This is a genomic window from Marinobacter similis (assembly GCF_000830985.1).
GTDB classification, from domain to species: domain Bacteria; phylum Pseudomonadota; class Gammaproteobacteria; order Pseudomonadales; family Oleiphilaceae; genus Marinobacter; species Marinobacter similis.
Genome location: NZ_CP007151.1, coordinates 2,347,991 through 2,372,327 on the forward strand (window position 1 = coordinate 2,347,991; position 24,337 = coordinate 2,372,327).

Below are 24,337 nucleotides of genomic sequence, written 5' to 3' on the forward strand. Positions count from 1 at the left end.
CTAGTTTTTAGCGCAGACATCTGGTGCGAAGTTGCGCCGATGCGCCGCAAAATTCTTAAAACAGCGACGGAAAACGCGATGAAAAAACTACTGACAGCTTTTGTTGGTTCCATGGCCCTGGCCTCCGCCCCGGTAGCGATGTCTGCCGAGGCGAACAAAGAACTGAAAATGGCGTACGACGCCGACCCGGTCACGCTCGACATTCACGAGCAGCTTTCCGGCGGTATGCTGCAGCTCTCTCATATGACCTTTGATCCCCTGGTTCGCTGGAATAAAGACCTGGGTTTTGACGCTCGCTTGGCGGAAAGCTGGGAGCGAATTGATGAAAACACCATGCGCTTCAAGCTGCGCGAAGGCGTCAAGTTCCATTCAGGCAATGAACTGACCACCAAAGATGTCCAGTTCACCTTCAATCGCCTGAAGCAGAGCCAGGATTTCAAAGCCATCTTCAAGCCGTTCAGTGGCATCAATATCATTGACGACTATACCTTTGAGCTGGTCACCAGCGAGCCTTACCCGCTGCTGCTGAACACCGCGACTTATATCTTCCCGATGGACAGTGAGTTTTACAGCGGCAAGACCGACGGTGGTCAGGCCAAAGACGCCATCGTCAAGCACGGCAACTCGTTCGCCTCCAGCAACATGTCCGGTACTGGCCCGTTCACCGTGGCCAGCCGTCAGCAGGGCGTGCGTGTGGAGTTCGAGCGTTTTGACGACTACTGGGATGCCGAGTCTCCGGGTAACGTTGGCAAGATCGTGCTGACCCCGATCAAAGAGAACAACACCCGTGTATCTGCGCTGCTGTCCGGCGGTGTTGATTTCGTGGCGCCGGTTCCGCCGACCGATCTCGAGCGTATCCGCAACGACAAGAACTCCGAGCTGGTCACCATGAGCGGTACCCGCATCATCCTGTTCCACATGAACCAGGAGCGGGTTGAAGCGTTCAAGAACCCGAAGGTGCGTCAGGCCATCGCCCACGCCATCAACCAGGAAGGTATCGCAGCCAAGATCATGAAGGGCTTCGCGACTCCGGCCGCCCAGATGTCACCGGAAGCTATCAGGGCCACAACGAGTCCCTGGCGCCGCGCTTTGATGTTGCCAAGGCCCAGGAGCTGATGAAGGAAGCCGGTTACGAAGACGGTTTCACCATCACCATGATGCTCCGAACAACCGTTACGTGAACGATGCCAAGATCGCCCAGGCGGTTGCCGCCATGTTGGCGCGCATCAACATTACCGTGGACCTGAAGACCCTGCCGAAGGCCCAGTACTGGCCGGAGTACGATAACCGCGCTGCCGACATGATGATGATCGGCTGGCATGCGGATACCGAAGACTCTGCGAACTTCTTCGAGTTCCTGACCTTCTGCCCGGATGCCGATAGCGGTTCTGGCCAGTACAACGCCGGCAATTACTGCAACCCAGAGCTCGACGCCCTGGTAGATAAAGCCAACGTTGAAACCGACCTGGACAAGCGTGCCGCCATGCTGCAGGAAGTTGAGCAGCGTCTGTACGACGACGCTGCCTTCATCCGCTGCACTGGCAGGACCTCGCCTGGGCCAGCAAGAAGAACGTCCAGATCGAGCCGATCCTGAACGTGATGAACTTCCCGTACCTGGGTGACCTGGTCGTTGAGTAATCGCCTCTGAAGGCTGGCCGGCGTCGGAGGTTCCGGCGCCGGCCTTTTATTTGTAGCACGCTTAATTTGAAGCCCGCGCTTCTTAAAGCAAACTCCGGAATTTATCCATGTTAGCGTTTTTGGTTCAGCGGATATCCCAAGCAATACTGGTCATGTTTGTGATCAGTGTGATTGCGTTTGCCATCCAGGATGGCCTGGGCGATCCACTTCAGCAGATGGTTGGTATGTCGGTCTCCGAAGAGGAGCGCGAAGCCATTCGGGACGAAATGGGTCTGAACGATCCGTTAGTGGTCCAGTACCTGCGTTTTGCCGGTAATGCCGTTCAGGGTGATCTGGGCATTTCCTACTTCTACGGCAAGCCGACACTGGACGTTATTCTCGAGCACCTGCCGGCGACTCTGGAACTGGCCATTGGCGCCAGTCTGATCATCCTGTTTTTCTCGGTTCCCATTGGCGTCTACGCTGCCATCCGGCCCCAGGCCTTACTCTCCAAATTCTTTATGGGAGTCAGCACCGTCGGGATCTCCATCCCGGTCTTCCTGACTGCCATTGTCCTGATTCAGCTGTTCTCCATCGGTGTCACCGTGGACCTTTTCCCGGCCGATACCGGCTGGGGCCAGAGCCTGAACAGCGCGCTGTCGACCGAAGCGGTCTGCCGTCCTATGGCCGAGGTGACGAGTTGACGCACCTGTTCGGCACCTGGCACTCCGGGTTCTTCTCCCAGGGCGGCCTGTTGCACCTGATTCTGCCGGCCATTTCCCTGGCCTCCATCATGCTGCCGCTGTTTATCCGGCTGATCCGGGCGGAAATGATGGAAGTGCTGCAGAGCGATTACGTGCGCTATGCCCGCGCCAAGGGCCTTCAGCCGGGGCGTATCAACTTCCTGCACGCCCTGAAGAACACCATGCTGCCGGTGATCACCGTTGGCGGTGTCCAGATTGGCACCATGGTGGCGTACACCATCCTCACCGAAACGGTCTTCCAATGGCCGGGTGTCGGGCTGATGTTCCTCGAAGCCATCACCCGCAGTGATATCCCACTGATCGTGGCCTACCTGATGGTGGTGGGACTGATTTTCGTAATTACCAACACCATCGTGGACCTGATCTACGGCCTGGTGAACCCAACGGTAAAACTGACAGGTAAGAAAGCATGACGACGGCGACGATTTCACGCTGGGATGCTTTCGCGACTCCTTCCTCTGGTACAGCTTCAAGCGCGACAAGATTGCCATTGTGAGCTTTCTGGTGCTGCTTTTGATGGTTGCCGCGGCGGTCTTTGCACCCTTGCTGGCGCCCACTGACCCCTACGATCTGGCGCAGATCAACATCATGAACTCGGAGCTGCCGCCGGTGGGCATGAGTGGGGCCGATGCAGCCTTTCCGCTGGGTACCGATGCCCAGGGCCGCGACATGCTGTCCACCATTCTCTACGGCACCCGGGTATCGCTGCTGATCGGCTTTGGCGCCGTGGTGTTGCAGGCCGTGCTCGGCATTCTGTTCGGCCTGCTGGCCGGTTACCTGGGTGGCCGGGTGGATTCCATCCTGATGCGCATTGCCGATGTGCAGCTGTCATTCTCTACTCTGATGGTCGCCATCATTGTCGGTGCGGTGTTCAAGCCAGCTTCGGCAACCTGATGTTTGGTGAGATCGCCATCTACATGCTGATCTTCATCATCGGTGTGGCCGAGTGGCCGCAGATCGCCCGGACCGTGCGTGCCTCGGTGCTGGCGGAGAAGAAGAAAGAGTATGTCGATGCCGCCAAGGTGATGGGGTTCGGAACCCGGCGCATCATGTTCCGGCATATTCTGCCCAATACCCTGTCGCCGATTTTCGTCATTGCCACGGTGCAGATCGCCAACGCCATCATCTCGGAGGCGGCGCTGTCGTTTCTGGGCCTCGGTATGCCTGAAACCCAGCCGTCGCTGGGCTCGCTGATCAAGTCCGGCTTTGATTACATCCAGAGTGGTTCCTGGTGGATCACCCTGATTCCCGGCCTGGTGCTGGTGGTACTCGTGTTGGTCATCAACCTGTTGGGTGACTGGTTGCGGGATGTCATGAATCCACGGCTGTACAAGGGGTAAGTCATGGCACTTCTGGAAGTAAAAGATCTTGATGTTCGCTTTGCCGTGCGCGGCGGCGACCTGACCGCCCTGCGCGGTATCAGCTTCAGCCTGGATAAGGGCGAGCGCCTGGGGTTGGTGGGTGAGTCCGGTGCCGGTAAATCCGTGGCCGCGTTCTCGATCCTCAACCTGATTGCCCGCCCGGGCTACATTGCCGGCGGCCAGATTTTGTTCGAGGGCAAGGACCTGGCGGCCATGAGCGAGCGTGAGCTGCGCAAGATTCGCGGCAATCGCATCGCGATGATTTTTCAGGATCCGATGATGACCCTGAACCCGGTACTGTCGATCGGCACCCAGATGGTGGAAGCCATCAAGCGCATCGGCGCATCAGCACCAAAGACGCCCGGGCCATTGCCCTGAGCAAGCTCAACAAGGTGCAGATCCCGTCGCCGGAGAAGCGTCTGGACCAGTACCCGCACGAGCTGTCGGGTGGCATGCGCCAGCGGGTGATCATTGCCATCGCACTGTTGCTCGACCCGGAAATCATCATTGCCGACGAGCCCACCACTGCACTGGATGTCACCATTCAGGCGGAAATCATGGCGCTGCTGTTGGAGTTGTGTGAGCAGGACAATGTCGCCCTTATGCTGATCACCCACGATCTGGGTGTGGTGTCTCAGGTCACCCAGCGCATGCTGGTGATGTACTCGGGCCGGATTATCGAGCAGGGCTCAACCCGGGAAATTATCAACGATGCCCAGCACCCGTATACCCAGGGCCTGATCAACGCACTGCCGCAGATGGGCGAGCCGGGTGAACGGCTGTTCCAGATTCCGGGCTCCATGCCGTCCCTGAAAAATGTCCCCACTGGCTGCCCGTTCCATCCACGCTGCAAGTTCGCCACTGAGCAGTGCAAGCGCACCATGCCCGAGTATGTGCGGTCGGGGAATGTGGATGTGGCCTGTTACGAAGTCAGTAATCTTATTGAGCAGGAGAAACACATGCAGGAGTCGGAACAATGACCTCACCAACCCCACTGGTCGACATTCGCGGGCTGGAAAAGAGGTTTGACCTGTCCGGCAGCCTGCTGGAACAGATCTCGTTCAAAAATGGCCGTTTCCATCGCAAACAAGAGGCGGTACACGCCATCAACGGTGTGGATCTGCAGGTGCAGAAGGGCGAAGCCCTGTGTGTGGTCGGCGAGTCCGGCTGCGGCAAATCCACGGTTGCGCGTACGGTGATGGGGCTGTTGTCGCCCAGCGGCGGCGAGATCTACTACGACGGCGAGCGCATCGACAATCTGGACGGCAAAGAGGTTCTGCCATACCGCCGCAAGATGCAGATGATTTTCCAGAATCCCTATGCGTCGTTGAACCCTCGGATGACCATCCAGCAAACTCTGGAAGAGCCGATCCGTTTCCACCACCCGGACTGGGATACCGGCCAGGTGAAGGAAAAGGTCAGTGAGGTGATGCAGTCGGTGGGTATCGATCCGGACTGGGGCAGCCGCTTCGGCCACGAATTCTCCGGCGGTCAGCGTCAGCGTATCGCCATCGCGCGGGCACTGGCGGTAGACCCGGAGTTCATCGTGGCGGACGAGCCGATTTCGGCACTGGATGTGTCCATTCAGGCCAGGTGCTGAACCTGCTCATGGATGCCCAGGAGAAACGCAACCTGACCTATCTGTTCATCACCCACGATCTGGCGGTGGTGGAGCATTTCGGCACCCGGGTGGCGGTGATGTACCTGGGCCGGGTGTGCGAGCTGGCGGACACCAAGACCCTGTTCAGCACTCCGCGCCACCCGTACACCCAGGCGTTGTTGTCGGCCATTCCCAAGCTGGAAGATGACCGGCCCAACCACATCCGCCTGCAAGGGGAAGTGCCGACACCGGTGAACCTGCCGTCGGGCTGTGTTTTTCATGGTCGCTGCCCCTACGCCAACGAGCGTTGCCGGCAGGAAATTCCGCAGCTGATCGCCACCGATGAAGGTGCGCAGGTGGCATGCCACGCGGTGGAAGAAGGGCGGTTGTAACAGGGGTGTCGGGATAAGCTATGATGCCCGTCATACTTTATTGCCCCGCCCGGTGACCCCATGGAAATACGCTGGTTAGAAGACTTTATGGCGCTTGCTCGAACGCGCCATTTCTCCCGTGCTGCCGAGTTGCAGCACGTGAGCCAGCCTACGTTCAGCCGACGCATCAAGCTCCTCGAAGAAGCCATGGGCGCAACGCTGATCAATCGCCAGACGTTGCCGTTGTCTCTGACTCCGGCGGGCGAGGCGTTTGTCGAGTTGTGTGAGCGGGTAACCCGGGACGTTCGCGACACCCGTGATCGGATTCACGATCTGGAAGCCGAAGCCTCGGCCCGCATCAGTGTTGGCTCTACCCAGGGCCTGTTCTCACATTTCTATCAGCAGTGGGCCCAGAAAGTGGGGCTTGCCGAACGCCTGCAACTGAACCTGAAAGCCACCAACTGGGTTGGTGAACAGTTTCTGGATGCCCTGGATAACGGCGAATGTGATCTGGTGCTGTGTTACTGGCACCAGGACCTGCCCTGGGGCGAGCGGCTCGATCCGCAACGTTATGAATTCATCAGCCTGGCTCGGGAATTTCTGGTGCCGGTGAGTGTGGCCGATGAAACCGGGCAGCCCAGGTATTCGCTGCCCGGTAGCACTGAACAGCCGGTGCCGTTGATTGCCTACCACCCGCGCGGTTTCTGCAATCAGCGATTGAGGCGCACCTGAGCCGCAGCAAAGTCTCGGCGAACCTGCTGCCACTGAACGAGAATACTCAGTCCGCCAGTATCAAGGCCTTGGTTAAACAGGGGTTTGGTATGGGTTGGCTGCCCCAGCGTATGACTGAAAAGAGCGAGCAATTTGGCAGTCTGGCGCGCGCTGGCGGCGACCAATGGGATGTGCCCTTGGAAATCCGTTTGATCCGACTGCGCCAGCCCCGCTCTGACGACCTATTAACCCTTTGGACAACCCTGGAAAGCCAACATGCCTGAGACCGAGATCCTGTCCCTTCAGATTGATCACATCCGGACCCTGCAGCAACGTTACGAACAGGCCCTGAAGGCACACGGATACGACAGCCTGTTGATTAGCTCCGGTGCCGCCCCTATGCGTTACGGCGATGATCAGTCGTGGCAGTTCCAGGGCTACGGCCCGTTCCTGCATTGGACCGGACTGGCGGGCCAGGAGCACAGCTGGTTGCTGATTCGCCCCGGCCAGACCCCGTTACTGTGGCTGTACCAGCCGGTCGACTTCTGGCATGCCAATCTGGAATTGCCGGATGAACCTGCAGCAGGCCGTGGAGGTAAGGTTCAGTGAAGGACGGAGCGCGCCGTCGATGGAAAAGTCGGGCAAGCTGGCGGTGATCGGTGATCCTGCCGGACTGGCCGACGTGCCGGGCGAGCATAATCCGGCTCCTTTGCTGGCGGCCCTGGACGAAACCCGGGTGCGCAAGACACCTTACGAAATTGCTTGCCTCGCCCGCGCCAACGAGATTGCCGTGCGCGGACACCGGGCCGCCCGAGACGCATTCCTGGCCGGTGGCAGCGAGTTCGAGATTAATCTGGCCTACCAGCAGGCCACCGGGCAGCGCGAGGCCGAAGCGCCATACCACAGCATTATTGGCGTTAACGAACACGCCGGTACCCTGCATTACCAGTATTACGACACCCAGGCACCCGAGCGCCCCCGCAGCCTGTTGATTGATGCCGGCGTGCGCTTCCGGGGCTACTGTTCCGACATTACCCGAACCACACCGGCATCCGGTGAGGCCGATTCGCGGCCCTGGTGCAGGGGTTGGACCAGCTGCAGAATCGCCTGTGCGAAATGGTTGCGCCCGGTGTGGAGTACGCCGCCATCCACCGCAAGACCCATCAAGGCCTCGCCGCGCTGTTGAACGCGGCTGGCGTGGTATCCGGGCTGGACGACGAAGCTTGGTAGAGCAGGGCGTCACCCGCGCCTTCTTTCCCCACGGTATTGGCCATTTTCTGGGAATTAAGGTGCACGATGTCGCCGGCAAGCTTGAGCCGTCTCCGGCCGATGCGCCCTTCCTGCGCCTGACCCGCACCTTGGAAGAGGGCATGGTGGTGACCATCGAGCCTGGTCTCTACATCATCCCGTCATTGCTCGATCCGGTGCTGAACGGGCCGCTTGGGGAGCACTTTAATCATGAGGTGATTGATGATTTGCGGGGCTGTGGCGGCATTCGTATCGAGGATAACGTGGTGGTGACCGCCGACGGTGCCCGCAACCTGACCCGCGAGATGGGTGGCTGATACGTCCGGTTGCACAAAATTAACACGATGGGGTTGTAATTCTAGACGCAAATAACAATAATTATCACTCACTTTATTGTCGTCAGTGAGAGAGCCCTATGTACGTGTGCCTTTGTCACGGTGTCACCGACCGAGAAATCCGCGAAGCTGCCGAGAATGGCGTCACTTCCATGCGCCAGTTGGGCAAGGAAATGGGTGTCGGCACCCAGTGTGGCCGCTGCGCCTCCACCGCGCGTGAGATCCTGAGAGAAGCGGCAACCCCGGATTATCTGTCGTTGGCCAACCTGTTGGCACAACCGGCCTAGGCATCGCTTAACATCTCTCGCCCGTACTGAAGCCGGCCGCCATGGCCGGCTTTGTTGCAATTGGTTCCCGCCTGCAATTTTTTATTACCGCATAACCGGCTATCCTAAGAAATCGTAAATATCCGTCATCAAGGAGCCCGGTCATGAAAGGCGACAAGAAAGTCATTCAGTACTTGAACAAAGTGCTTTGCAACGAACTCACCGCCATTAATCAGTACTTTCTGCACTCGCGCATGTATAAGGACTGGGGCATTACCAAACTCGCCGACAAGGAATACGAAGAGTCCATCGACGAGATGAAGCATGCCGACCAGCTGATCGAACGCATTTTGTTCCTCCAGGGTCTGCCCAACCTGCAGGACCTCAACAAGCTGTTGATCGGTGAAAACGTTGAGGAAATGATCGCCTGCGATCTGAAAATCGAGCACACCGCCCACGTCGACCTGAAAGAAGCCATCGCCTACTGCGAGCAGGTCCAGGATTACGGCAGCCGCCAGCTGTTCCGTAGCATCCTCGATAGCGAAGAAGAGCACATCGACTGGCTGGAAACCCAGCAGGAGCTGATTGCACAGATGGGCATTCAGAACTACATCCAGCTGCAATCATCTGCTGCGGAGTAAAACCTGACAATGGACCTGTCTTGCTTCAAAGCTTATGACCTGCGCGGCCGGGTGCCGGATCAACTGAATCCGGAACTGGCTGAACGTATCGGGCGAGCCTACGTGGAAATCACCGGGGCGAAGAAAGTGATTGTCGGTTTCGACATCCGCCTGTCCAGTCCGGACATTGCCGAAGCCCTGAGTTCTGCCTGATGGCGGCGGGCGCCGACGTCTTCGACATTGGCCTGTGTGGCACCGAGATGGTGTATTTCGCCACCAGCCATTACGACATGGACGGTGGCATCATGGTTACCGCTAGCCACAACCCGAAAGACCACAACGGCATGAAAATGGTCGGGCCGCAGTCCCGCCCGATCAGCTCCGACAACGGCCTGAACGACATCCGTGATCGCGTACTTGAGCCGTTCACCGACGCCCCCAGTCAGGGCCGTTACGAGCCGCTGGAATCGATGAGCGCTACATCGACCACCTGCTGGGTTACGTGGACGCCGCCTCCCTCAAGCCCATGACCATCGCAGTCAACGCCGGCAACGGCGGAGCCGGCTGGTGATCGACGAGCTGGAACAGCACCTGCCGTTCGAATTCGTGAAAGTGCACCACCAGCCGGATGGCCATTTCCCCAACGGCGTGCCCAACCCGATCCTGCCGGAAAACCGCTCGGCGACAGCCGACGCCGTCATCGCCGAAGGCGCCGCCATGGGCATCGCCTGGGACGGTGATTACGACCGTTGCTTCTTCTTCGACGAGAACGGCCGGTTTATCGAGGGCTACTACATCGTTGGCCTGCTAGCCGACCAGTTCTTGCGCAAAACCGGCGGTGGCAAGGTCATCCACGACCCACGCCTGACCTGGAATACCCTCGACCTGGTCGCTGCGGCCGGTGGCGAAGCCATCGAAAGCAAGACCGGCCACGCCTTCATCAAGCAGCGTATGCGCGAAGAGGATGCGGTGTATGGCGGCGAAATGAGTGCGCACCACTATTTCCGGGACTTCGCCTATTGCGACAGCGGCATGATCCCCTGGCTGTTGATCGCCGAGCGCCTGTGCCAGTCCGGCCAGACCCTGTCTTCCTTGATCGACGCCCGCATCGAAGCTTATCCGGCCAGCGGCGAAATCAACCGCACCATCGCTGATCCCCCAAAGGTGATCGCTGCTATTGAAGCCAAATACAGTATTGGTGCGAAAAGCATCAGCCACGTGGACGGTGTCAGCATCGAGTTCGACGACTGGCGCTTCAACCTGCGGATGTCGAACACCGAACCGGTGGTGAGGCTGAACGTGGAGTCGCGGGCGGATATCCCCCTGATGGAAGCAAAGACTGAAGAGTTGCTTGCTGAGATGGAACGGCTGAATCAGTAAGACTCTCCTTGTAGCTATGAGGAGAGCAGGCAGGATGATGTGGCTGAAACTGTGCGGAGCCAAGGATGGCGGAGCTCAAGCGCCACATGGATGTGCTTGAGCGGGTTTCAGCCACATCATCCTGACTGATCGACCTTCTCTTATTTGCGGGGAGTGTTTCAGAGCCAGTCGTTCAGCATAATCCCGATACCAAACCGCTCCGTTCGCTCGTTGTAGTCGATCAGACTCTCTCCATACCCGTTGTAGTACTGGAAAAAGCCCCTCACCGTATCGCCCATCGGGAAACTGTAGCCAAACTCCACCGACGTCTTGTTATCCGACCTCAGGTTATTCATCAGATTCAGCGAGAGCGTGCGGTCTTCTCTCAGCTTGTACACCGCCGTGTAATTAGCGTGCCCGAGGAAGCGTTCGATGTCCTCGTTGTCGTCCTCATCGCCCTCCGGAATCCGGTACCAGGGTTGGAGAATAAATAGCCAGCGGTCGTAGCTGTAGGCGGCTGACGCGGTGATGCGATTCCAGCTCCGGGAGCGGGGCTCGGACTGGCCATTGGACTGATGATTGAAACCGAAGGTGACCGCATTCATAGTACCCTTGCCGATCTTCAAGTCGGTCTGATAGCGCAGGAACAGCTCAGGCTCGTAGTTGGTCTCCCGGAAAGGCGCAGACTCGTCCTGATTGTAGACCTGCCAGAAAGACTTCTGGGTGTAACCAAACCACATGGTGGTGCGGTCATCGAGCATGCCGGTCAGCAGAGGGACCTTGAAACTGATCTGATACTTGACCTCTTCCCGCTCCAAATCGTAATCGTAATCCGAGCCACCCAGGCGGGGACTGGACGGGGTGGAATTAGGATCCTTCACCCAGGTCACCGGCAGAATATAGGTGGGCTTGTGACCGACAAAACTGCCGGAGAATGAAAACACCGCTTTCTCTGCCGCAATATACCGGTCCACGATGGTGGTCATCACGCCTTCATTGCTGTCGCCATCCTCGGCCATTGCCTTCGCCGCAGTTTCCCGGGTTGGCAGAGTTTTATCGGCCTCTTGCTCAACCTGCTTAACCTTTTCCGGCTCGGCATCCTGCCTAGCCTTGCCCGGGTCCAGAACCCGATCGTAACAGGCCAGTCGGCGCACACCGTTCTCGATCAGCGCGCATTCTTCCGCGGTGAGCGTCTTGGGCTGGGCGTTGTTGTCCCCGGAATCAGTGCCCTCGGCACTGGTGGTGCCGGCAACCAGGGCCAGACCAAAAGCCGTAAAAGCAGAAAACTGTGCACGCATGATGAGGTCCTTAACTGGCGTTCAGACTGAACCAGGTGTTGGCAATGCCGTATACCCAAACACTGATCAGAGTAACCGCCAGCAAAGAGAAAATGACCTTATGGCGAAAACGGTTGGCAGTATCGGCAGCCGCTACCCAGCGCAAGTACATCAGTCCGATGAAACTGAGAAACACGCCCAGGCTTGCCAGGGCGGGTATCAACAGCCAAGCTGCGTCCAGCGTGCCGCCATCACCGGTGTGGCTTGAAAACCAGCCCATGGAGCCAGCAAAATGGCCAGGGCGGTGAATTCGGCGATCAGTAAAGGCTTGCGCAACGGGTGGCGTGAAGGGGTGTCGGGTTGGGACATTTAGCGATTCCTGAAATCCTGAGTTAAAAGCGTCACTATGGTAGCCGGAATGCCGGCAAAACGCTGTTTGATTTACGAAATGGCAATGAAAGCGGTTGAATTCAGGCAAGGATTCTGCGGTTTGGTTTTTTTGCCCGAGCTCAGTCGCTATAATGCGGACATCAAAAGATTATAACGCTCTAATGCGAGGTGCATTGTGAAGATGAAGAGAGTCCTGGCCGTCGTGCTGCTTGGTTTCGGCCTTACCGCCGGTGCCGTGATGGCAAATGTTGAAGATGAAATTCGCTCACGCATCGCGCCGGTTGGCGAAGTATGCATGCAGGGGGACGAGTGCGGTGCCGCTGCGGCGCCAACCCAGACTGCCAGCTCTGGCCCTCGCCCTGGCCCGGAGGTGTATGACGCCGTGTGCATGGCGTGTCATACCACCGGTGCTGCTGGTGCACCGAAGTTGGGTGATGCCGGAGCCTGGGCGCCTCGCATCGACAAGGGCATGGAAACCCTGATCAGCCACGCGGTCAATGGCTTCAACGCCATGCCGGCGAAAGGTGGTTGTGCTAGCTGCCCGGATGAAGAAATTGCCAACGCGGTTGAGTACCTGGTGTCTGAAAGCCAGTAAGTCGCTGTTCGGTAGAAATGAAAAGCCCCCGCATTGCGGGGGCTTTTTTGTGCAGTATCGAAAAGTTGGTGGTGTTACGGGAAGGTCTTGAAGGTCAGTTCGCCCGCAATGTGGTGTACAGAAGCGGATTCCGATTTGACCGGAATGCGCCACTGGGCAAATTCCCCGGCGTCGCCGTGGGCGTCCTGCAGGGCATTCAACCGTGGGTCGAGCCAGCCAAAACTGCCTGAATTCGACAGGGTTACCCAGGTTCCGGATTCGGATGCGGCGTTCGCAATACTCTGGGCTGCGTTAGGCAGTGCCTGCCAACTGGCGCTGCCAGTGTAGGCCTCGACCTGGTTCTGACTGAATCTCAGGAACTCCTCGCCTTCGGTATCGAGAATGGTAATCGGCTCCTCGCCCCGGTAGCTGAGCATGATGCCAGGCCTGGGCGCGTCCAGGATGAGGGTGCTGAGCCCCGGAATACTTGGTTGCTCGGTGATGCTGGCCTTGACCACACCCGACGGAATATTGTCTGCGTCTGGCGCGCCATGCGCCCCTGCCAGTCCGGAGACTGACAGGGACATCAGGCCGAACAGCACCAGAGCGGCTGGCGTGCCGGTTCTGGATAGTTCGAAGTTCATAATGCCAGCCCTCCCGTTACAGGATGTCGACGGTGGACTCGATAACGCCGTCAATAGTCACGGTGTTATCGGCAACCTGAGTCGGCGCCATGCACTCGAGACCATGGTTAACCACGCTGATCGGGGCTGAAACAGACGGCACCCGACCTTCCGGCGTGTCCTTGCTCACGAACAGCATGTACTCGCCCGCCGGCACCACGTTGTGGTTGTCCGGCATCCGTAGGGTCACCTTGTTGCCTTTGGTCTTCTCGATCACCAGTTCAACAGCGCGCTGGTCGCCATCGATCAGGTGCGTCATCACCGTGCGGCGAATCAGCATGGCCTTGTCGATGTTATCGGCATTATCGGCGAGCTTGATCCGGAAGCGATCACCCACGGTCAGGCTGCGCGGAGCGCTCTTGATTTCCGGGCGGTCGTTGCGCATGGCGTACGGCGGCGTGTAAATCTCAAAGCTGGGATCACGGCCGTCATAGGGTGCCAGCCCGAAATCTTCCAGGTTGACAAACTTGAGGTAAGCCGTGTTGATCGGCGAGTGACCGGCAATCATCACCCGGCCATCGTCCATCAGGACTGCCGTGTTGTGATAGGTGCGCGACTGGTTGGCCATGGCCATTTCAGTCCAGGTGCCTGTTTCCGGATCGAATCGCTCGGCAGTCCGGATCGGGCCTTCCAGGCCAGGTGCGGCAACACCGTCGCGGTCACCACCGCTAAACACCATAACGCTGCCATCCGGCATCAGCACATTGGTGCCGTACCAGCGCGGCTGGTTCAGCGGTCCGGTCAGGCGCGACTCGTAGTCAATCTGGTCGCCGTTGGTGCTGATGGTATCAATCCGGCTCTGGGCGATGGGCACATAACCGCCCGGGTTGGTAAGCAGGCCATAGCTGGGCACGCCACCGGCGGTCAGCAGTTCCACGTCGGTGTATTCGCCGTTCGCGTTTGGCTTCAGCGGCAGCATGGTGGACGAGGTAGAACCCCGCATGCCGCCGGCAATGGCCATCTGCAGACTTTCCTCTGAGGCAGTCACCGTCACACTGGTTTCGCGCAGCTCAGACGGGCTGCGTACCACACCACCCAACAACTCAGCCGCTTGTTCCAGGGAACCGTTGGTAATATTTAGGGTGCTGCTCAACTGACCCAGGCCATTCTCATCCAGACGCAGGGGCAGGCCGGCATAACCGATGTCGTTCCAACGCTGGGTTTCCGGGTTGTAGCTGGCGACAATGTTCCACAGCGCCTGGTCGTAACCCTGGCCGAACGGGTTGAAGGCCTGGCCGCCGGCGTTATACAGCACGTGGCCGTTGGGCAGCAGGTGCATGCGCGGGTACAGTGGCAGCGAGCGGTCCGCAGTTGACGGGTTTAGCTGCCATTCTCCGGCACAGGGGTTGTAAGTCTCGGTCTGGACTACGTTGCGACCGCTGTTAATCGGGTCTTCCGGGTAAACCGGCTTGAGCAGCTTGGTGACGCCGCTGGCGACAAACACGTTGCCGTTGCCCATGGTCACCAGGGACGGGTACCAGCGGCCGTAAGTCATGTCACCGCTTTGGGTCCAGGTGTTGGACTCTTCGTCGTAGATCCGAGAGTTCTTGATACCTTCCAGTTCCACTACGCCCAGCGGTGCGCCATCGATGCCGGGCTCGGAATAATAGTCTGTGCCGCCAACCGCGAGCACGTTGCCGTTGGCCAGGCCAATAACGTCGGAGCAGAACAGAGCGCCGTCGTTTTTGTCCGTGTTATCAGCCGTGTCGATAACACCGTCCAGCGGGGTGTTGTTTAGCAAGGTCTCGCTGTCGTTGCCGTCTGGGTTGGCACCGGCGCGGAGCGGGTCAGGCTTGATCCAGCTCGGGGCATCATCTTCGTCCAGTGCCAGTACGCGGGTCTGATCATTGATGGAGACTTCGCCAAATTCTCCAACAATGGAGGTTTCGACGTTTTCAGTACCTTCCAGGGCGTTCAGGTACAGGATTCGGCCATCTTTCAGCAGGGCATGGTGCCAGCGGCAGGTTTACACTCGAGCTCGCCATTGGCGTCTTCGACACATTTCTCGTCGGTAGTGACGGTTTCACCGTCGACGACGATGGTAGGCTCGGCAAACGGGGAGCCAAATCGGCCCTGTTCGGTGTACTCGGGTTTGAAAACCGGGGTTGTTTGTAAAGCGCCATCCAGGGCATCGTCTGAGTCAGAACCATCCAGATCTGCATGAATACTTCCGGCGGCTACGAGTAACAGCGAGCCGGAGATTGCGGAAAAACGCTTGTGGAAACGGGACATTACGTCCTCCTGGTTTGTTGTTGTCGTCAGGTGAGGAATGAGTTCCCCATAGACACAACGGGCCAGGAGGCAAAATAGTTGCATTAATCGGCTGTCAATTCAGGCCCCAAGATCTCCGAGCAGGGCACTGAGAGTGGCTTTACCCTTTTTCTGGTTGGCCTCGACGTCGAGATCGCCCTGGCCTTCCCACTTCAGGTCCTCGTCCGGAAGCTCGTCCAGAAACCGGCTGGGAATGGTTTCGATCTTTTCCCCGTACTGGCGGCGCGCGGCTGCGTAGGTCAGGGTCAGGGTTTCCCGGGCCGGGTGATGCCGACGTACATCAGCCGGCGCTCCTCTTCGATGTTGCCTTCTTCAATGCTACTGCGGTGTGGCAGGATTTCTTCTTCCAGCCCCATGATAAACACGTGGGGAAACTCCAGGCCCTTGGAGGCGTGCAGGGTCAGCAGCTGGACCTTGTCGCTGTCATCGTCCTCCTCCCGTTGCTCCATCATGTCGCGCAGGATGAGTTTGGTGATGGCGTCTTCAATGCCCAGTTCGTCAGCGGTGCCCTTGCCGTCATCGAGCATGCGCTGGATTGACTCCACCAGGTACCAGATGTTCTCCATCCGGCGTTCGGCCTGTTTCGGCGTGCCCGAGTGCTGATGCAGCCACTCCTCATATTCGATGTCGGTGAACAGCTGCTTGATCACTGGAATCGGGTCTTCGCCGTGCAGGCGCTCGCAGGTGGCATCGACCCAGTGGGCAAAGCGGCGTAGCCGGTCCAGGCCTTTCTCAGTGACGTGGGTTTCCGCGCCCATGTCGCCGAGTGACTTGAACAGGCTGACATTGCGAGCCCGGGCATAGTGGCTTAATTGTTCAAGCGTGCGGGGGCCGATTTCCCGGCGCGGCACGTTGACCACCCGGAGGAATGCAGCGTCGTCGTCCGGGTTGATCAGCAGGCGCAGGTAGGACATGGCGTCTTTGATCTCGTTCTTGGAGAAAAACGACTGGCCGCCGGAGATCCGGTAGGGAATCTGGTAGCCTGCAGTTTCATCTCCAGCAGCCGGGCCTGGTGGTTGCCGCGATAGAGTACGGCAAAATCCCGGAACTCCAGTCCCTTCTTCAATTTCTGATCCAGGATTTCGGTAGCGACACGCTCGGTCTCCGCGTCTTCGCTGCGGCAGCGGACGATCCGGATTTCCTCGCCAATGGTGTGGTCACTCCACAGCGCTTTCTCGAACACGTGCGGGTTGTTGGCGATCACCGTGTTGGCACTGCGCAGGATGCGACCGGTGGAGCGATAATTCTGCTCCAGCTTGACGATTTTCAGGCTGGGGAAGTCTTCTTTTAACTGTTCCAGGTTTTCCGGTCGGGCGCCACGCCAGGCATAGATTGACTGGTCGTCGTCACCGACCACGGTAAACGCGGCCCGCTCGGCTACCAGCAACTTGACCAGCTCGTACTGGCAGACGTTAGTGTCCTGGTACTCGTCCACCAGCATGTAGCGGATTTTGCGCCGCCATTTCGCCAGCACTTCCGGGTTGCTGCGGAACAGCTGCACCGGCAACAGAATCAGGTCGTCGAAATCAACCGCATTGTAGGCTTTTAAATATTCGTTATACTTCTTATAAATCAGTGCAATGCGTTGTTCCCGTTCGTCCGCCGCTTTGCTCAGGGCCTCGCTCGGGCTGCGCAGGGCGTTCTTCCAGGATGAAATGGTCATCTGGACATCGTTCAGTTCGTCACCGGCGTCGGTGCTGCCTTCGTGCAGCATCAGGTCCTGCAGCAGGGCTTTGGCGTCTTCGGCATCGAAGATCGAGAAACCGGGGTAGTAACCCAGGTGCATGTGCTCTTCCCGGATCATGTTCAGGCCCAGGTTGTGAAAGGTTGAGACAATCAGGCCCCGGGTGAGTTTGCGGTCGACGATGCGCCCGACCCGTTCCTTCATTTCCCGGGCGGCTTTGTTGGTGAAGGTCACGGCGGCAATGTGGCGGCCGGGAATGCCCAGCTGTTCAATCAGATAGGCGATCTTCCGGGTGATAACACTGGTTTTGCCACTGCCGGCGCCGGCCAGGACCAACAGGGGGCCATCGGCGTAGCGTACCGCTTCACTTTGTCTCGGGTTGAGCTTGTTCACAAATAAGGGGCCAGAATTGGACAAAAGGGGACTATCGGACGTTTGGTGTATTCTACACCAGCAGGACTTTCTGTACCTTGACCGTGTATCGTCTATTCTACATGGGACGGATTCGGACGCTCACGCAACCATGGATTCTGCTAAATGACGCTTCCCCTGGAAATGATACGGCGAAGTCAGCTGCGGCTGTTGCTCCTCATTCCGGACTATACAGACTACCTATGGCTGCATGATTACCTGTCCCGGGATCGCGAATTCGAACCTGACATCATCTGGTGCCCTGACCTGGTGGATTGTGATGATCTGATTCACAACGCCAGTTTTGACGTCATTATCTGGGACTGCGTATTTCACGGCGGCTCCGAGCCCGCCTTCCTACAATACCTGGCTGTAGCCAGCAACGAGAAGCCGGTACTGGCGCTGAGTGCTGAACCGGCCAACGAACGAGCATCGGAACTCCTGGCGGTCGGGGCGGATGACTACCTGTGCCGGCAAACCCTGGATCACTGGAGCCTGTGCCGGGCGGTCAAGAGCCTCTGGTATCGGAGCCAGCTGTCCGAGTCGTCACATTCCCAGCTTGGCAGTGCGGTCGCCACCGGCTTTATCAATCGGGATCTGTTCTTCGACCGGCTGCAACAATCCTTGTTGCGGGCCGAGCGGGGCGAGCATCGCCTGGCATTGCTGCATCTGAATATCGACGATTTCCGCAGCATCAACGAATCCTTCGGCTATCAGAACGGCGATCAGTTAATGCTGAAACTGGCTGAACGGCTGCGCCATACCCTGCGGCGGGTGGATTCGCTGATGCGCATTGGTGGCGATGAACTGGCCATTATTGTCGAACAGGTCGAGGATTCCCTCGATGTTGCGCACATTATTCGGAAAGTGATCGGCGCCCTGGATGAGCCCATCACGGTGGGTGGTCAGGTGATTGGGGTGAGTGCCAGCGTTGGCGTAGCGACCTACCCGGAATCCGGTGATAATGCCGAGAACCTGCTCCGGCGGGCCAACCGTGCCACGTTCGAAGCCAAGCGGGAGCCGGGTTCCAGCTACCGGTTCTATGACCATCAGCTGCACATCTCCGCCGGCCACCAGCTTCGGCTGGAGGGGGATCTGCGCCATGCGCTGCGGGGCCGGGAACTGGAGTTGTACTACCAGCCCCGGATCGATCTGGCCACCGACGAAGTGCGCGGTGTCGAGTGCCTGTTGCGCTGGAACCATCCGGAGCGAGGTCTGGTCGGGCCTGACGAGTTCATTCCGGTGGCGGAGCGCAGTGGCCTGATTGTGCCGATCGGTTACTGGGTGATCGAGCAGGCCTGCCAACGGCTCAGGGAGTCTGCAGACCTTGGCTTCCCGGGGCTGGTGTTTGCAGTGAACCTGTCGTTCCGTCAGTTCCACGACCGCAAGATGACCGAAACCATTTTCCGGATTATCTTCAACGCCAATGTCGATACCAGCCTGCTGGAGCTGGAACTCACCGAAAGTGCCATGATGCACGATCTGGACTACGCCCAACGCTGCCTGCGCGAACTCAATCAGCTGGGCATCAGTTTCGCACTCGATGATTTTGGCACTGGCTTCTCCTCGCTCAGTAACCTGCAGCACCTGCCCATCTCCCTGGTCAAAATCGACAAGTCGTTTATCCAGGAGTTGGGCCACTCCGCGGACGCCGAACACATCATTCGGGCCATCATCAGCCTGGCCCACAGCCTGCAGATCAGCGTGGTTGCCGAGGGTGTGGAAACCGAGGGACAGCTGGAGTTCCTGCGCGACCAACACTGTGATGAGATCCAGGGTTACTATTACGCCCGGCCCATGCCGTGGAAGGACCTGGTGCAATTTCTGCGCAACCGCGGACAGGCCGCTTGCCTGCAACGATAAGCCGCTGTACCTTTCCTCCTTTAATCCGATACCGATTCTACTGAACAGAGGTTGCATGAACAGTATTTCCAGGCGTATCGCCGACGAACTCGGCGTTCGTGAGCAACAGGTCAATGCCACCGTCGAAATGCTCGACGAGGGTGCAACCGTTCCGTTTATCGCCCGTTACCGGAAAGAGGTTACTGGCTCGCTGGACGACAGTCAGCTGCGTAACCTGGAAGAGCGGCTGCGTTACTTGCGCGAGCTCGAAGACCGGCGTACCACCATCCTCAACAGCATCGACGAGCAGGGCAAGCTGACCGACGAGCTGCGCGCCAGTATTGACGGCGCTGACACCAAGAATCGCCTGGAAGATCTGTACCTGCCGTACAAGCCCAAGCGTCGTACCAAGGCCCAGATTGCCCGTGAGGCCGGTTTGGAGCCATTGGCGGACGCCCTGCTTGAAGATCCGACGCTGGAGCCGGAGGCCACGGCCCAGGGATATCTGAATAAAGAAGCCGGTATTGAAGACACCAAGGGCGCGCTGGACGGCGCCCGGTACATCCTCATGGAGCGCTTCGCCGAAGATGCCGAGCTGCTGGGCAGCCTGCGGGATTTCATCTGGCAGGAAGGTCAGCTGAAGGTGTCGATGATCGAGGGCAAGGAAACCGAGGGCGCCAAGTTCCGGGACTACTTTGACCACGTCGAGCCGCTCAAGAAGGTGCCATCGCACCGTGCCCTCGCCATTCTGCGCGGCCGCAATGAAGGTATTCTGGCGTTCACCATTGTGGTGGGTGATGCCGAGGACGATCGCAAGCAGCCGCACCCGGCCGAGCAGCGGATTGCCGCGCACTGGAACCTCCGGGACAGCGGTCGGGCGGCCGACAAATGGCTTTCAGAAGTGGTGCGCTGGACCTGGCGGGTAAAACTGTCGACCCAGATCGAAACCGACCTGATGGCCCAGGTACGCGAGGCCGCGGAATCCGAGGCGATCAATGTCTTTGCCGCCAACCTGAAAGACCTGCTGCTGTTGGCGCCGGCTGGTCCGCGCCCAACCCTGGGGCTGGACCCCGGCCTTCGGACCGGGGTGAAAGTGGCGGTGATTGATGGCACTAGCCAGGTGGTGGGCCACGGCGCGATTTACCCCCATGCCCCCAAAAATCAGTGGGATCAGTCCATTGAGCAGTTGGCCCGTTGGTGTCGCGACTACAAAATTGAGCTGGTGGCGATCGGCAACGGCACCGCGTCCCGGGAAACCGAGAAGCTGGTGGCGGACCTGTGCAAGCGGTACCCGGAACTGAAGCTGGCGCGCATCGTGGTCAGCGAGTCCGGCGCTTCGATCTACTCAGCTTCGGAATTCGCTTCCCGTGAGCTGCCGGACCTGGATGTCACCATTCGCGGTGCCGTGTCCATCGCCCGCCGCCTGCAGGATCCGCTGGCCGAGCTGGTGAAGATCGAGCCCAAGTCCATTGGTGTAGGTCAGTACCAGCACGACGTATCCCAGGTGCAGCTGTCCCGCAGCCTGGATGCCGTGGTGGAAGACTGCGTAAACGGCGTTGGTGTCGATTTGAACACAGCCTCCGTGCCCCTGCTGGCGCGGGTGTCTGGCCTGAACCAGAGCATTGCCCAGAACATCGTTGATTTCCGCAGCCAGAATGGTCTGTTCAATAATCGCAAGCAGCTGCTGAAGGTGTCTCGACTGGGCGATCGCACCTTTGAGCAGGCCGCCGGTTTCCTGCGGATTGCCAGTGGCGATAACCCCCTGGACCGCTCGTCGGTGCACCCCGAAGCCTACGGTGTCGTGGAGGCGATTGCCGCCAAGAATCAACGCAAGGTCGAGGACATTGTGGGTGATTCTTCGTTCCTGCGTGGTCTGAATCCGAAGGATTACGTAACAGAACAATTCGGGTTGCCGACTATCAAAGACATCATCTCCGAGCTGGAGAAGCCTGGCCGGGACCCGCGTCCGGAATTCCGCTTCGCCAGTTTCGAGGAAGGCGTGGAAACCCTGAGTGATCTGAAACCGGGCATGGTGCTGGAAGGCTCGGTGACCAACGTCACCAACTTCGGTGCGTTCGTGGATATTGGCGTTCACCAGGATGGGCTGGTGCACATTTCTGCGCTGTCCCATACTTTCGTGAAGGATCCGCGGGAAGTCGTGAAAGCCGGGGACATCGTCAAGGTTAAAGTGATGGACGTGGACATCCCCCGCAAGCGGATTGCCCTGTCCATGCGTATGGACGATCAGCCGGGTGAAAAGAACGATGGCAAGCCAGCGGGTGGCGGGCGTACCCGTACCGAACAGAAGACCGGCAGCCGGAATTCACGCCAGAGCGGCAGCGGTCAGAAACAACAGCAGGGCGCCATGGCGGGCGCATTGGCCCAGGCTCTGGCCTCGGCACGCAAAGGATAGCCGCTAACCGGTTGTCTGTCTTTTCATCGACCGGCGCGGTTCACGAGACTGCACCGGTCGCAGTAGGAGTTCACCATGCTGAGTCCCGCCATTCTGTTTTTCGCCAGTTTGCCGCCAGTGACTGGCAGGGTTTTCGTAAAGGCGTCGAAAAGGAAGGTCTGCGTGTTGATCGCAACGGCTTTATTGCCCAGACCCCGCACCCGAAGGCGTTGGGGTCGGCGCTGACCCATCCGAGCATCACCACCGATTATTCGGAAGCGCTGCTGGAGCTGATTACGCCGGTATGCTCAAGTACCGGTGAAATGCTGGAGTCGCTGCGCAACATTCACCGGTTTGTGCAGCAGAACCTGGGTGACGAAGTGTTCTGGGCGGCCAGCATGCCCTGCGAACTGGACGGTGATGCCAGCATTCCCATTGCTGAATACGGCAGCTCCAACATCGGTCGCCTGAAGCATGTCTATCGTCAAGGCCTGGCGGTACGTTATGGCCGGATGATGCAGAGCATAGCCGGCGCCCATTACAACCTGTCGCTGCCCGACGGCTTCTGGCAGATGTGGCAAGAAGCGCTGGGCAATCAGCAAAGTCTCAAGGACTTTAAATCTGACCAGTATTTCTGGCTGATCCGCAATTTCCGTCGTCGCAGCTGGCTGTTGATGCTGCTGTTCGGCTCGTCCCCGGCCCTGGATGCCAGTTTCGTTGCCGACACCAGTCACAAACTCAGCCGGTTCGACGACCAGACCTGGTTCGGCCAGGATGCGACTTCCCTGCGAATGGGCGATTTGGGCTACCACAACAATGCTCAATCATCCCTCAATATCTGTTTCAACGAATTGAGCACCTACACTCAGACCCTCGACCGAGCCATTCACACACCTTGCCGGCCTATGAAAAGATCGGGGTGCAGCGTGACGATCAGTTCATCCAGATCAACACCAGCGTGCTGCAGATCGAAAACGAGTACTACAGCGCGGTGCGCCCGAAGCGGACTGCCGATAGCGGCGAGAAGCCGATTCAGGCGCTGGAGGCTCGCGGCGTCGAGTACATCGAAGTTCGTTGCCTGGACCTGGATCCATTCTCGCCGGAAGGTGTCAACGCCGCCCAGATCGACTTTTTGGACCTGTTTCTGCTGGATTGCCTGCTGACCGACAGTCCGCGTATCGGTGACGACGAGTGTGAGCGGCTGGATGATAACTACAAAGATGTGGTTGCCCAGGGTCGCAACCGCGAGCTCAATCTGTGCCAGGGTGGTGCGCGCAAGCCGGTGGGTGATGCGGCAACAGCCCTGTTTGAGCAACTGGAGCCGTTGGCGGAATTGCTGGACAGCTGGACCGGAGCCGAAACCTATCGCAAGGCCCTGGCTGAGCAACGCGGAAAAATGCCGGAGCTGGGAGGCTGGTCAGTGCCTTCGGCACGAGTAGTGGATGCCATGCGGGAATCCGGACTGGGCCACCGGGAGTGGGTGATGGAGCAATCCCGCCAGCACCAGCAGACCCTTCGCGAGGAAGGTCTGTCACCGGAAATGCAGGCGTCGTTCGAAGCCATGACCGAGCAATCTCTGGCGGATCAGGCGCGCATGGAAGATGTCGATCAGCCGCCGTTTGGCGTGTTCCTCGACCAGTACCTGAAGGCTTGAGGGCAGGGCGTCGCGGCCCGGGCGGACCTGACTCACAGAATCCAGACAAACTGTTTGTCAGGTCTCAGACCGACTGTTAGTTTTTGTAATCACAGGGACAACAGGGGATGGCGTCATGGCAAGGGATATCAAGCTCGGCTGGGAAGTAGAGGCGCTCAATAAGCCTATCGACAAGGTTATATGGCAGCTCGATGGGCATGGATAAGGCCCGTTGCCCATACCGCGGTGAGGTAGTTATTGCCGCCTGGGAAGCTGGCTGGGACGACGCCGATCAGATCGCCCGGGAAAAGCAGGCGATGCAGGACAACGATCTGTTTTTCCGCATCGCCTGAGCCGGATATATCTCTCCGCGCTAATTCTGCACCACGAATTCAGTAAACAGCACGCCGGTGATGCTTTCACCGGTTTGCTGCTCTTCCAGCACCTGATTGATCCGTGCTGTCGCCTCTTCTCGCAGAGCCTGCTGGCCTTCCAGGCTGTCAGCCGCTCGCTGTCCGTTTGCTCGCCAAACAACATGACCAGCTCATGGCGCAGTCTCGGCATGTGCGCGTTCAGCGCCGGTTGGGCGCCAGCACTGGCAACTCGAAGACTGACCGAGGCCTTGAGATAGGTCACCTTGGTGCCCGGTTTACCAATGTGGGTCACGAACGGTGGGTCCATGGCAATGTAGGCGGTAATGCGCTCTTCCTCGACGGCTTCCTCTTCTTCTGGCTCCTCGGCGACCAGCGGTGTGGCCAACAGTGAGCACAGCAGTAGCAACAGGGTAAGAGCGGATTTTGGCTGGAGTGTCATAAGCTTGAAGTTGGTCATAGTTTAGGGTTAAGTGGCCGATCAACAATGATGCCACCAATGGGACCGAGAATAGCAGGCCCGGTGGGTAGATGCAGGTTCAATTCGCTAATCCGAG

At 58.6% G+C, this 24,337-nt stretch carries 18 protein-coding genes and 8 pseudogenes; 18 read left to right on the forward strand and 8 right to left on the reverse strand.

Features of this window, described 5'->3' with window-relative positions; all coding sequences use genetic code 11:
- Positions 1-78 precede the first annotated feature (78 nt).
- The 13 genes and pseudogenes from AU14_RS10880 to AU14_RS10925 all read left to right on the forward strand — a co-directional run bounded on the left by AU14_RS10880 (position 79) and on the right by AU14_RS10925 (position 10,273).
- Positions 79-1,116, forward strand: coding sequence for an ABC transporter substrate-binding protein (locus AU14_RS10880; RefSeq protein WP_407942798.1), 1,038 nt, complete (start codon positions 79-81; stop codon positions 1,114-1,116).
- Positions 1,117-1,177: 61 nt separating this feature from the next.
- Positions 1,178-1,594: an ABC transporter substrate-binding protein gene (locus AU14_RS23855; RefSeq protein ID WP_407942799.1), complete on the forward strand. Its 417-nt coding sequence runs from the start codon at positions 1,178-1,180 to the stop codon at positions 1,592-1,594.
- 196 nt (positions 1,595-1,790) lie between these two features.
- On the forward strand, positions 1,791-2,321 hold the full coding sequence (locus AU14_RS21500) for an ABC transporter permease (RefSeq protein WP_236743997.1): 531 nt from the start codon (positions 1,791-1,793) through the stop codon (positions 2,319-2,321).
- Positions 2,318-2,794, forward strand: coding sequence for an ABC transporter permease (locus AU14_RS21505; RefSeq protein WP_236743998.1), 477 nt, complete (start codon positions 2,318-2,320; stop codon positions 2,792-2,794). The genes AU14_RS21500 and AU14_RS21505 overlap by 4 nt, the downstream gene beginning before the upstream one ends.
- Before the next feature lie 79 nt (positions 2,795-2,873).
- Positions 2,874-3,275, forward strand: coding sequence for an ABC transporter permease (locus AU14_RS21510; RefSeq protein WP_236743999.1), 402 nt, complete (start codon positions 2,874-2,876; stop codon positions 3,273-3,275).
- Positions 3,275-3,721, forward strand: a complete 447-nt coding sequence (locus AU14_RS21515; protein WP_236744000.1) for an ABC transporter permease — start codon at positions 3,275-3,277, stop codon at positions 3,719-3,721. Before AU14_RS21510 ends, AU14_RS21515 begins: the two co-directional genes overlap by 1 nt.
- A gap of 3 nt (positions 3,722-3,724) precedes the next feature.
- Positions 3,725-4,722, forward strand: a pseudogene (locus tag AU14_RS23345) (ABC transporter ATP-binding protein).
- Positions 4,719-5,734 (forward strand): annotated as a pseudogene (locus AU14_RS23350) (ABC transporter ATP-binding protein). The pseudogenes AU14_RS23345 and AU14_RS23350 overlap by 4 nt, the downstream one beginning before the upstream one ends.
- A 60-nt stretch (positions 5,735-5,794) precedes the next feature.
- Positions 5,795-6,708, forward strand: a pseudogene (locus tag AU14_RS10905) (LysR family transcriptional regulator).
- Positions 6,701-7,989, forward strand: a pseudogene (pepQ, locus tag AU14_RS23355) (Xaa-Pro dipeptidase). The pseudogenes AU14_RS10905 and pepQ overlap by 8 nt, the downstream one beginning before the upstream one ends.
- Before the next feature lie 98 nt (positions 7,990-8,087).
- Positions 8,088-8,294 carry a bacterioferritin-associated ferredoxin gene (locus AU14_RS10915; protein WP_041340786.1) on the forward strand — a complete coding sequence of 69 codons (207 nt, stop codon included), beginning with the start codon at positions 8,088-8,090 and terminating at the stop codon, positions 8,292-8,294.
- Positions 8,295-8,437: 143 nt separating this feature from the next.
- Positions 8,438-8,914 (forward strand): bacterioferritin, encoded by a 477-nt coding sequence (bfr, locus tag AU14_RS10920; protein WP_041340789.1) that lies wholly within the window; start codon positions 8,438-8,440, stop codon positions 8,912-8,914.
- 9 nt (positions 8,915-8,923) lie between these two features.
- Positions 8,924-10,273 (forward strand): annotated as a pseudogene (locus AU14_RS10925) (phosphomannomutase).
- Positions 10,274-10,431: 158 nt separating this feature from the next.
- On the opposite strand, the gene AU14_RS10930 reads toward AU14_RS10925, so the two are convergent.
- A complete protein-coding gene (locus tag AU14_RS10930; protein ID WP_094191202.1) occupies positions 10,432-11,550 on the reverse strand; it encodes a phospholipase A in 1,119 nt (372 codons plus the stop codon).
- A 10-nt stretch (positions 11,551-11,560) separates the two neighbouring features.
- Entirely contained in the window at positions 11,561-11,809 is a 249-nt protein-coding gene (locus AU14_RS10935; protein ID WP_236744004.1) for a hypothetical protein, read from the reverse strand.
- A gap of 291 nt (positions 11,810-12,100) precedes the next feature.
- Here AU14_RS10935 and AU14_RS10940 point away from each other — a divergent pair, with 291 nt between their 5' ends.
- The gene (locus AU14_RS10940; RefSeq protein WP_041343902.1) at positions 12,101-12,514 is read left to right on the forward strand and encodes a c-type cytochrome; all 414 of its coding nucleotides are present in this window, start codon (positions 12,101-12,103) and stop codon (positions 12,512-12,514) included.
- A 74-nt stretch (positions 12,515-12,588) separates the two neighbouring features.
- Here the strand turns inward: AU14_RS10940 and AU14_RS10945 are convergent, their stop codons facing one another.
- The 4 genes and pseudogenes from AU14_RS10945 to AU14_RS10955 all read right to left on the reverse strand — a co-directional run bounded on the left by AU14_RS10945 (position 12,589) and on the right by AU14_RS10955 (position 17,524).
- Positions 12,589-13,137 (reverse strand): hypothetical protein, encoded by a 549-nt coding sequence (locus tag AU14_RS10945; RefSeq protein ID WP_041340792.1) that lies wholly within the window; start codon positions 13,135-13,137, stop codon positions 12,589-12,591.
- A gap of 16 nt (positions 13,138-13,153) precedes the next feature.
- The gene (locus tag AU14_RS10950) at positions 13,154-14,917 is read right to left on the reverse strand and encodes a galactose oxidase-like domain-containing protein (RefSeq protein WP_052472025.1); all 1,764 of its coding nucleotides are present in this window, start codon (positions 14,915-14,917) and stop codon (positions 13,154-13,156) included.
- A gap of 197 nt (positions 14,918-15,114) precedes the next feature.
- The gene (locus AU14_RS21545) at positions 15,115-15,408 is read right to left on the reverse strand and encodes a hypothetical protein (RefSeq protein WP_052472026.1); all 294 of its coding nucleotides are present in this window, start codon (positions 15,406-15,408) and stop codon (positions 15,115-15,117) included.
- A 284-nt stretch (positions 15,409-15,692) separates the two neighbouring features.
- Positions 15,693-17,524 (reverse strand): annotated as a pseudogene (locus AU14_RS10955) (UvrD-helicase domain-containing protein).
- A 144-nt stretch (positions 17,525-17,668) separates the two neighbouring features.
- On the opposite strand from AU14_RS10955, the gene AU14_RS10960 reads away from it, so the two are divergent.
- The 4 genes and pseudogenes from AU14_RS10960 to AU14_RS23860 all read left to right on the forward strand — a co-directional run bounded on the left by AU14_RS10960 (position 17,669) and on the right by AU14_RS23860 (position 23,762).
- Positions 17,669-19,405 carry a putative bifunctional diguanylate cyclase/phosphodiesterase gene (locus tag AU14_RS10960; protein ID WP_041340795.1) on the forward strand — a complete coding sequence of 579 codons (1,737 nt, stop codon included), beginning with the start codon at positions 17,669-17,671 and terminating at the stop codon, positions 19,403-19,405.
- A 55-nt stretch (positions 19,406-19,460) separates the two neighbouring features.
- Positions 19,461-21,797 carry a Tex family protein gene (locus tag AU14_RS10965; RefSeq protein ID WP_041340798.1) on the forward strand — a complete coding sequence of 779 codons (2,337 nt, stop codon included), beginning with the start codon at positions 19,461-19,463 and terminating at the stop codon, positions 21,795-21,797.
- Between the two features lie 77 nt (positions 21,798-21,874).
- Positions 21,875-23,430: pseudogene (gene gshA, locus AU14_RS10970) on the forward strand (glutamate--cysteine ligase); the annotation flags it as partial.
- 191 nt (positions 23,431-23,621) lie between these two features.
- On the forward strand, positions 23,622-23,762 hold the full coding sequence (locus AU14_RS23860; protein WP_407942866.1) for a ribosome modulation factor: 141 nt from the start codon (positions 23,622-23,624) through the stop codon (positions 23,760-23,762).
- A gap of 20 nt (positions 23,763-23,782) precedes the next feature.
- Here the strand turns inward: AU14_RS23860 and AU14_RS21555 are convergent, their stop codons facing one another.
- Positions 23,783-23,854: a hypothetical protein gene (locus AU14_RS21555; RefSeq protein ID WP_236744617.1), complete on the reverse strand. Its 72-nt coding sequence runs from the start codon at positions 23,852-23,854 to the stop codon at positions 23,783-23,785.
- Between the two features lie 119 nt (positions 23,855-23,973).
- A pseudogene (locus AU14_RS23360) lies at positions 23,974-24,240 on the reverse strand (flagellar basal body-associated FliL family protein); the annotation flags it as partial.
- Between the last annotated feature and the right edge of the window lie 97 nt (positions 24,241-24,337).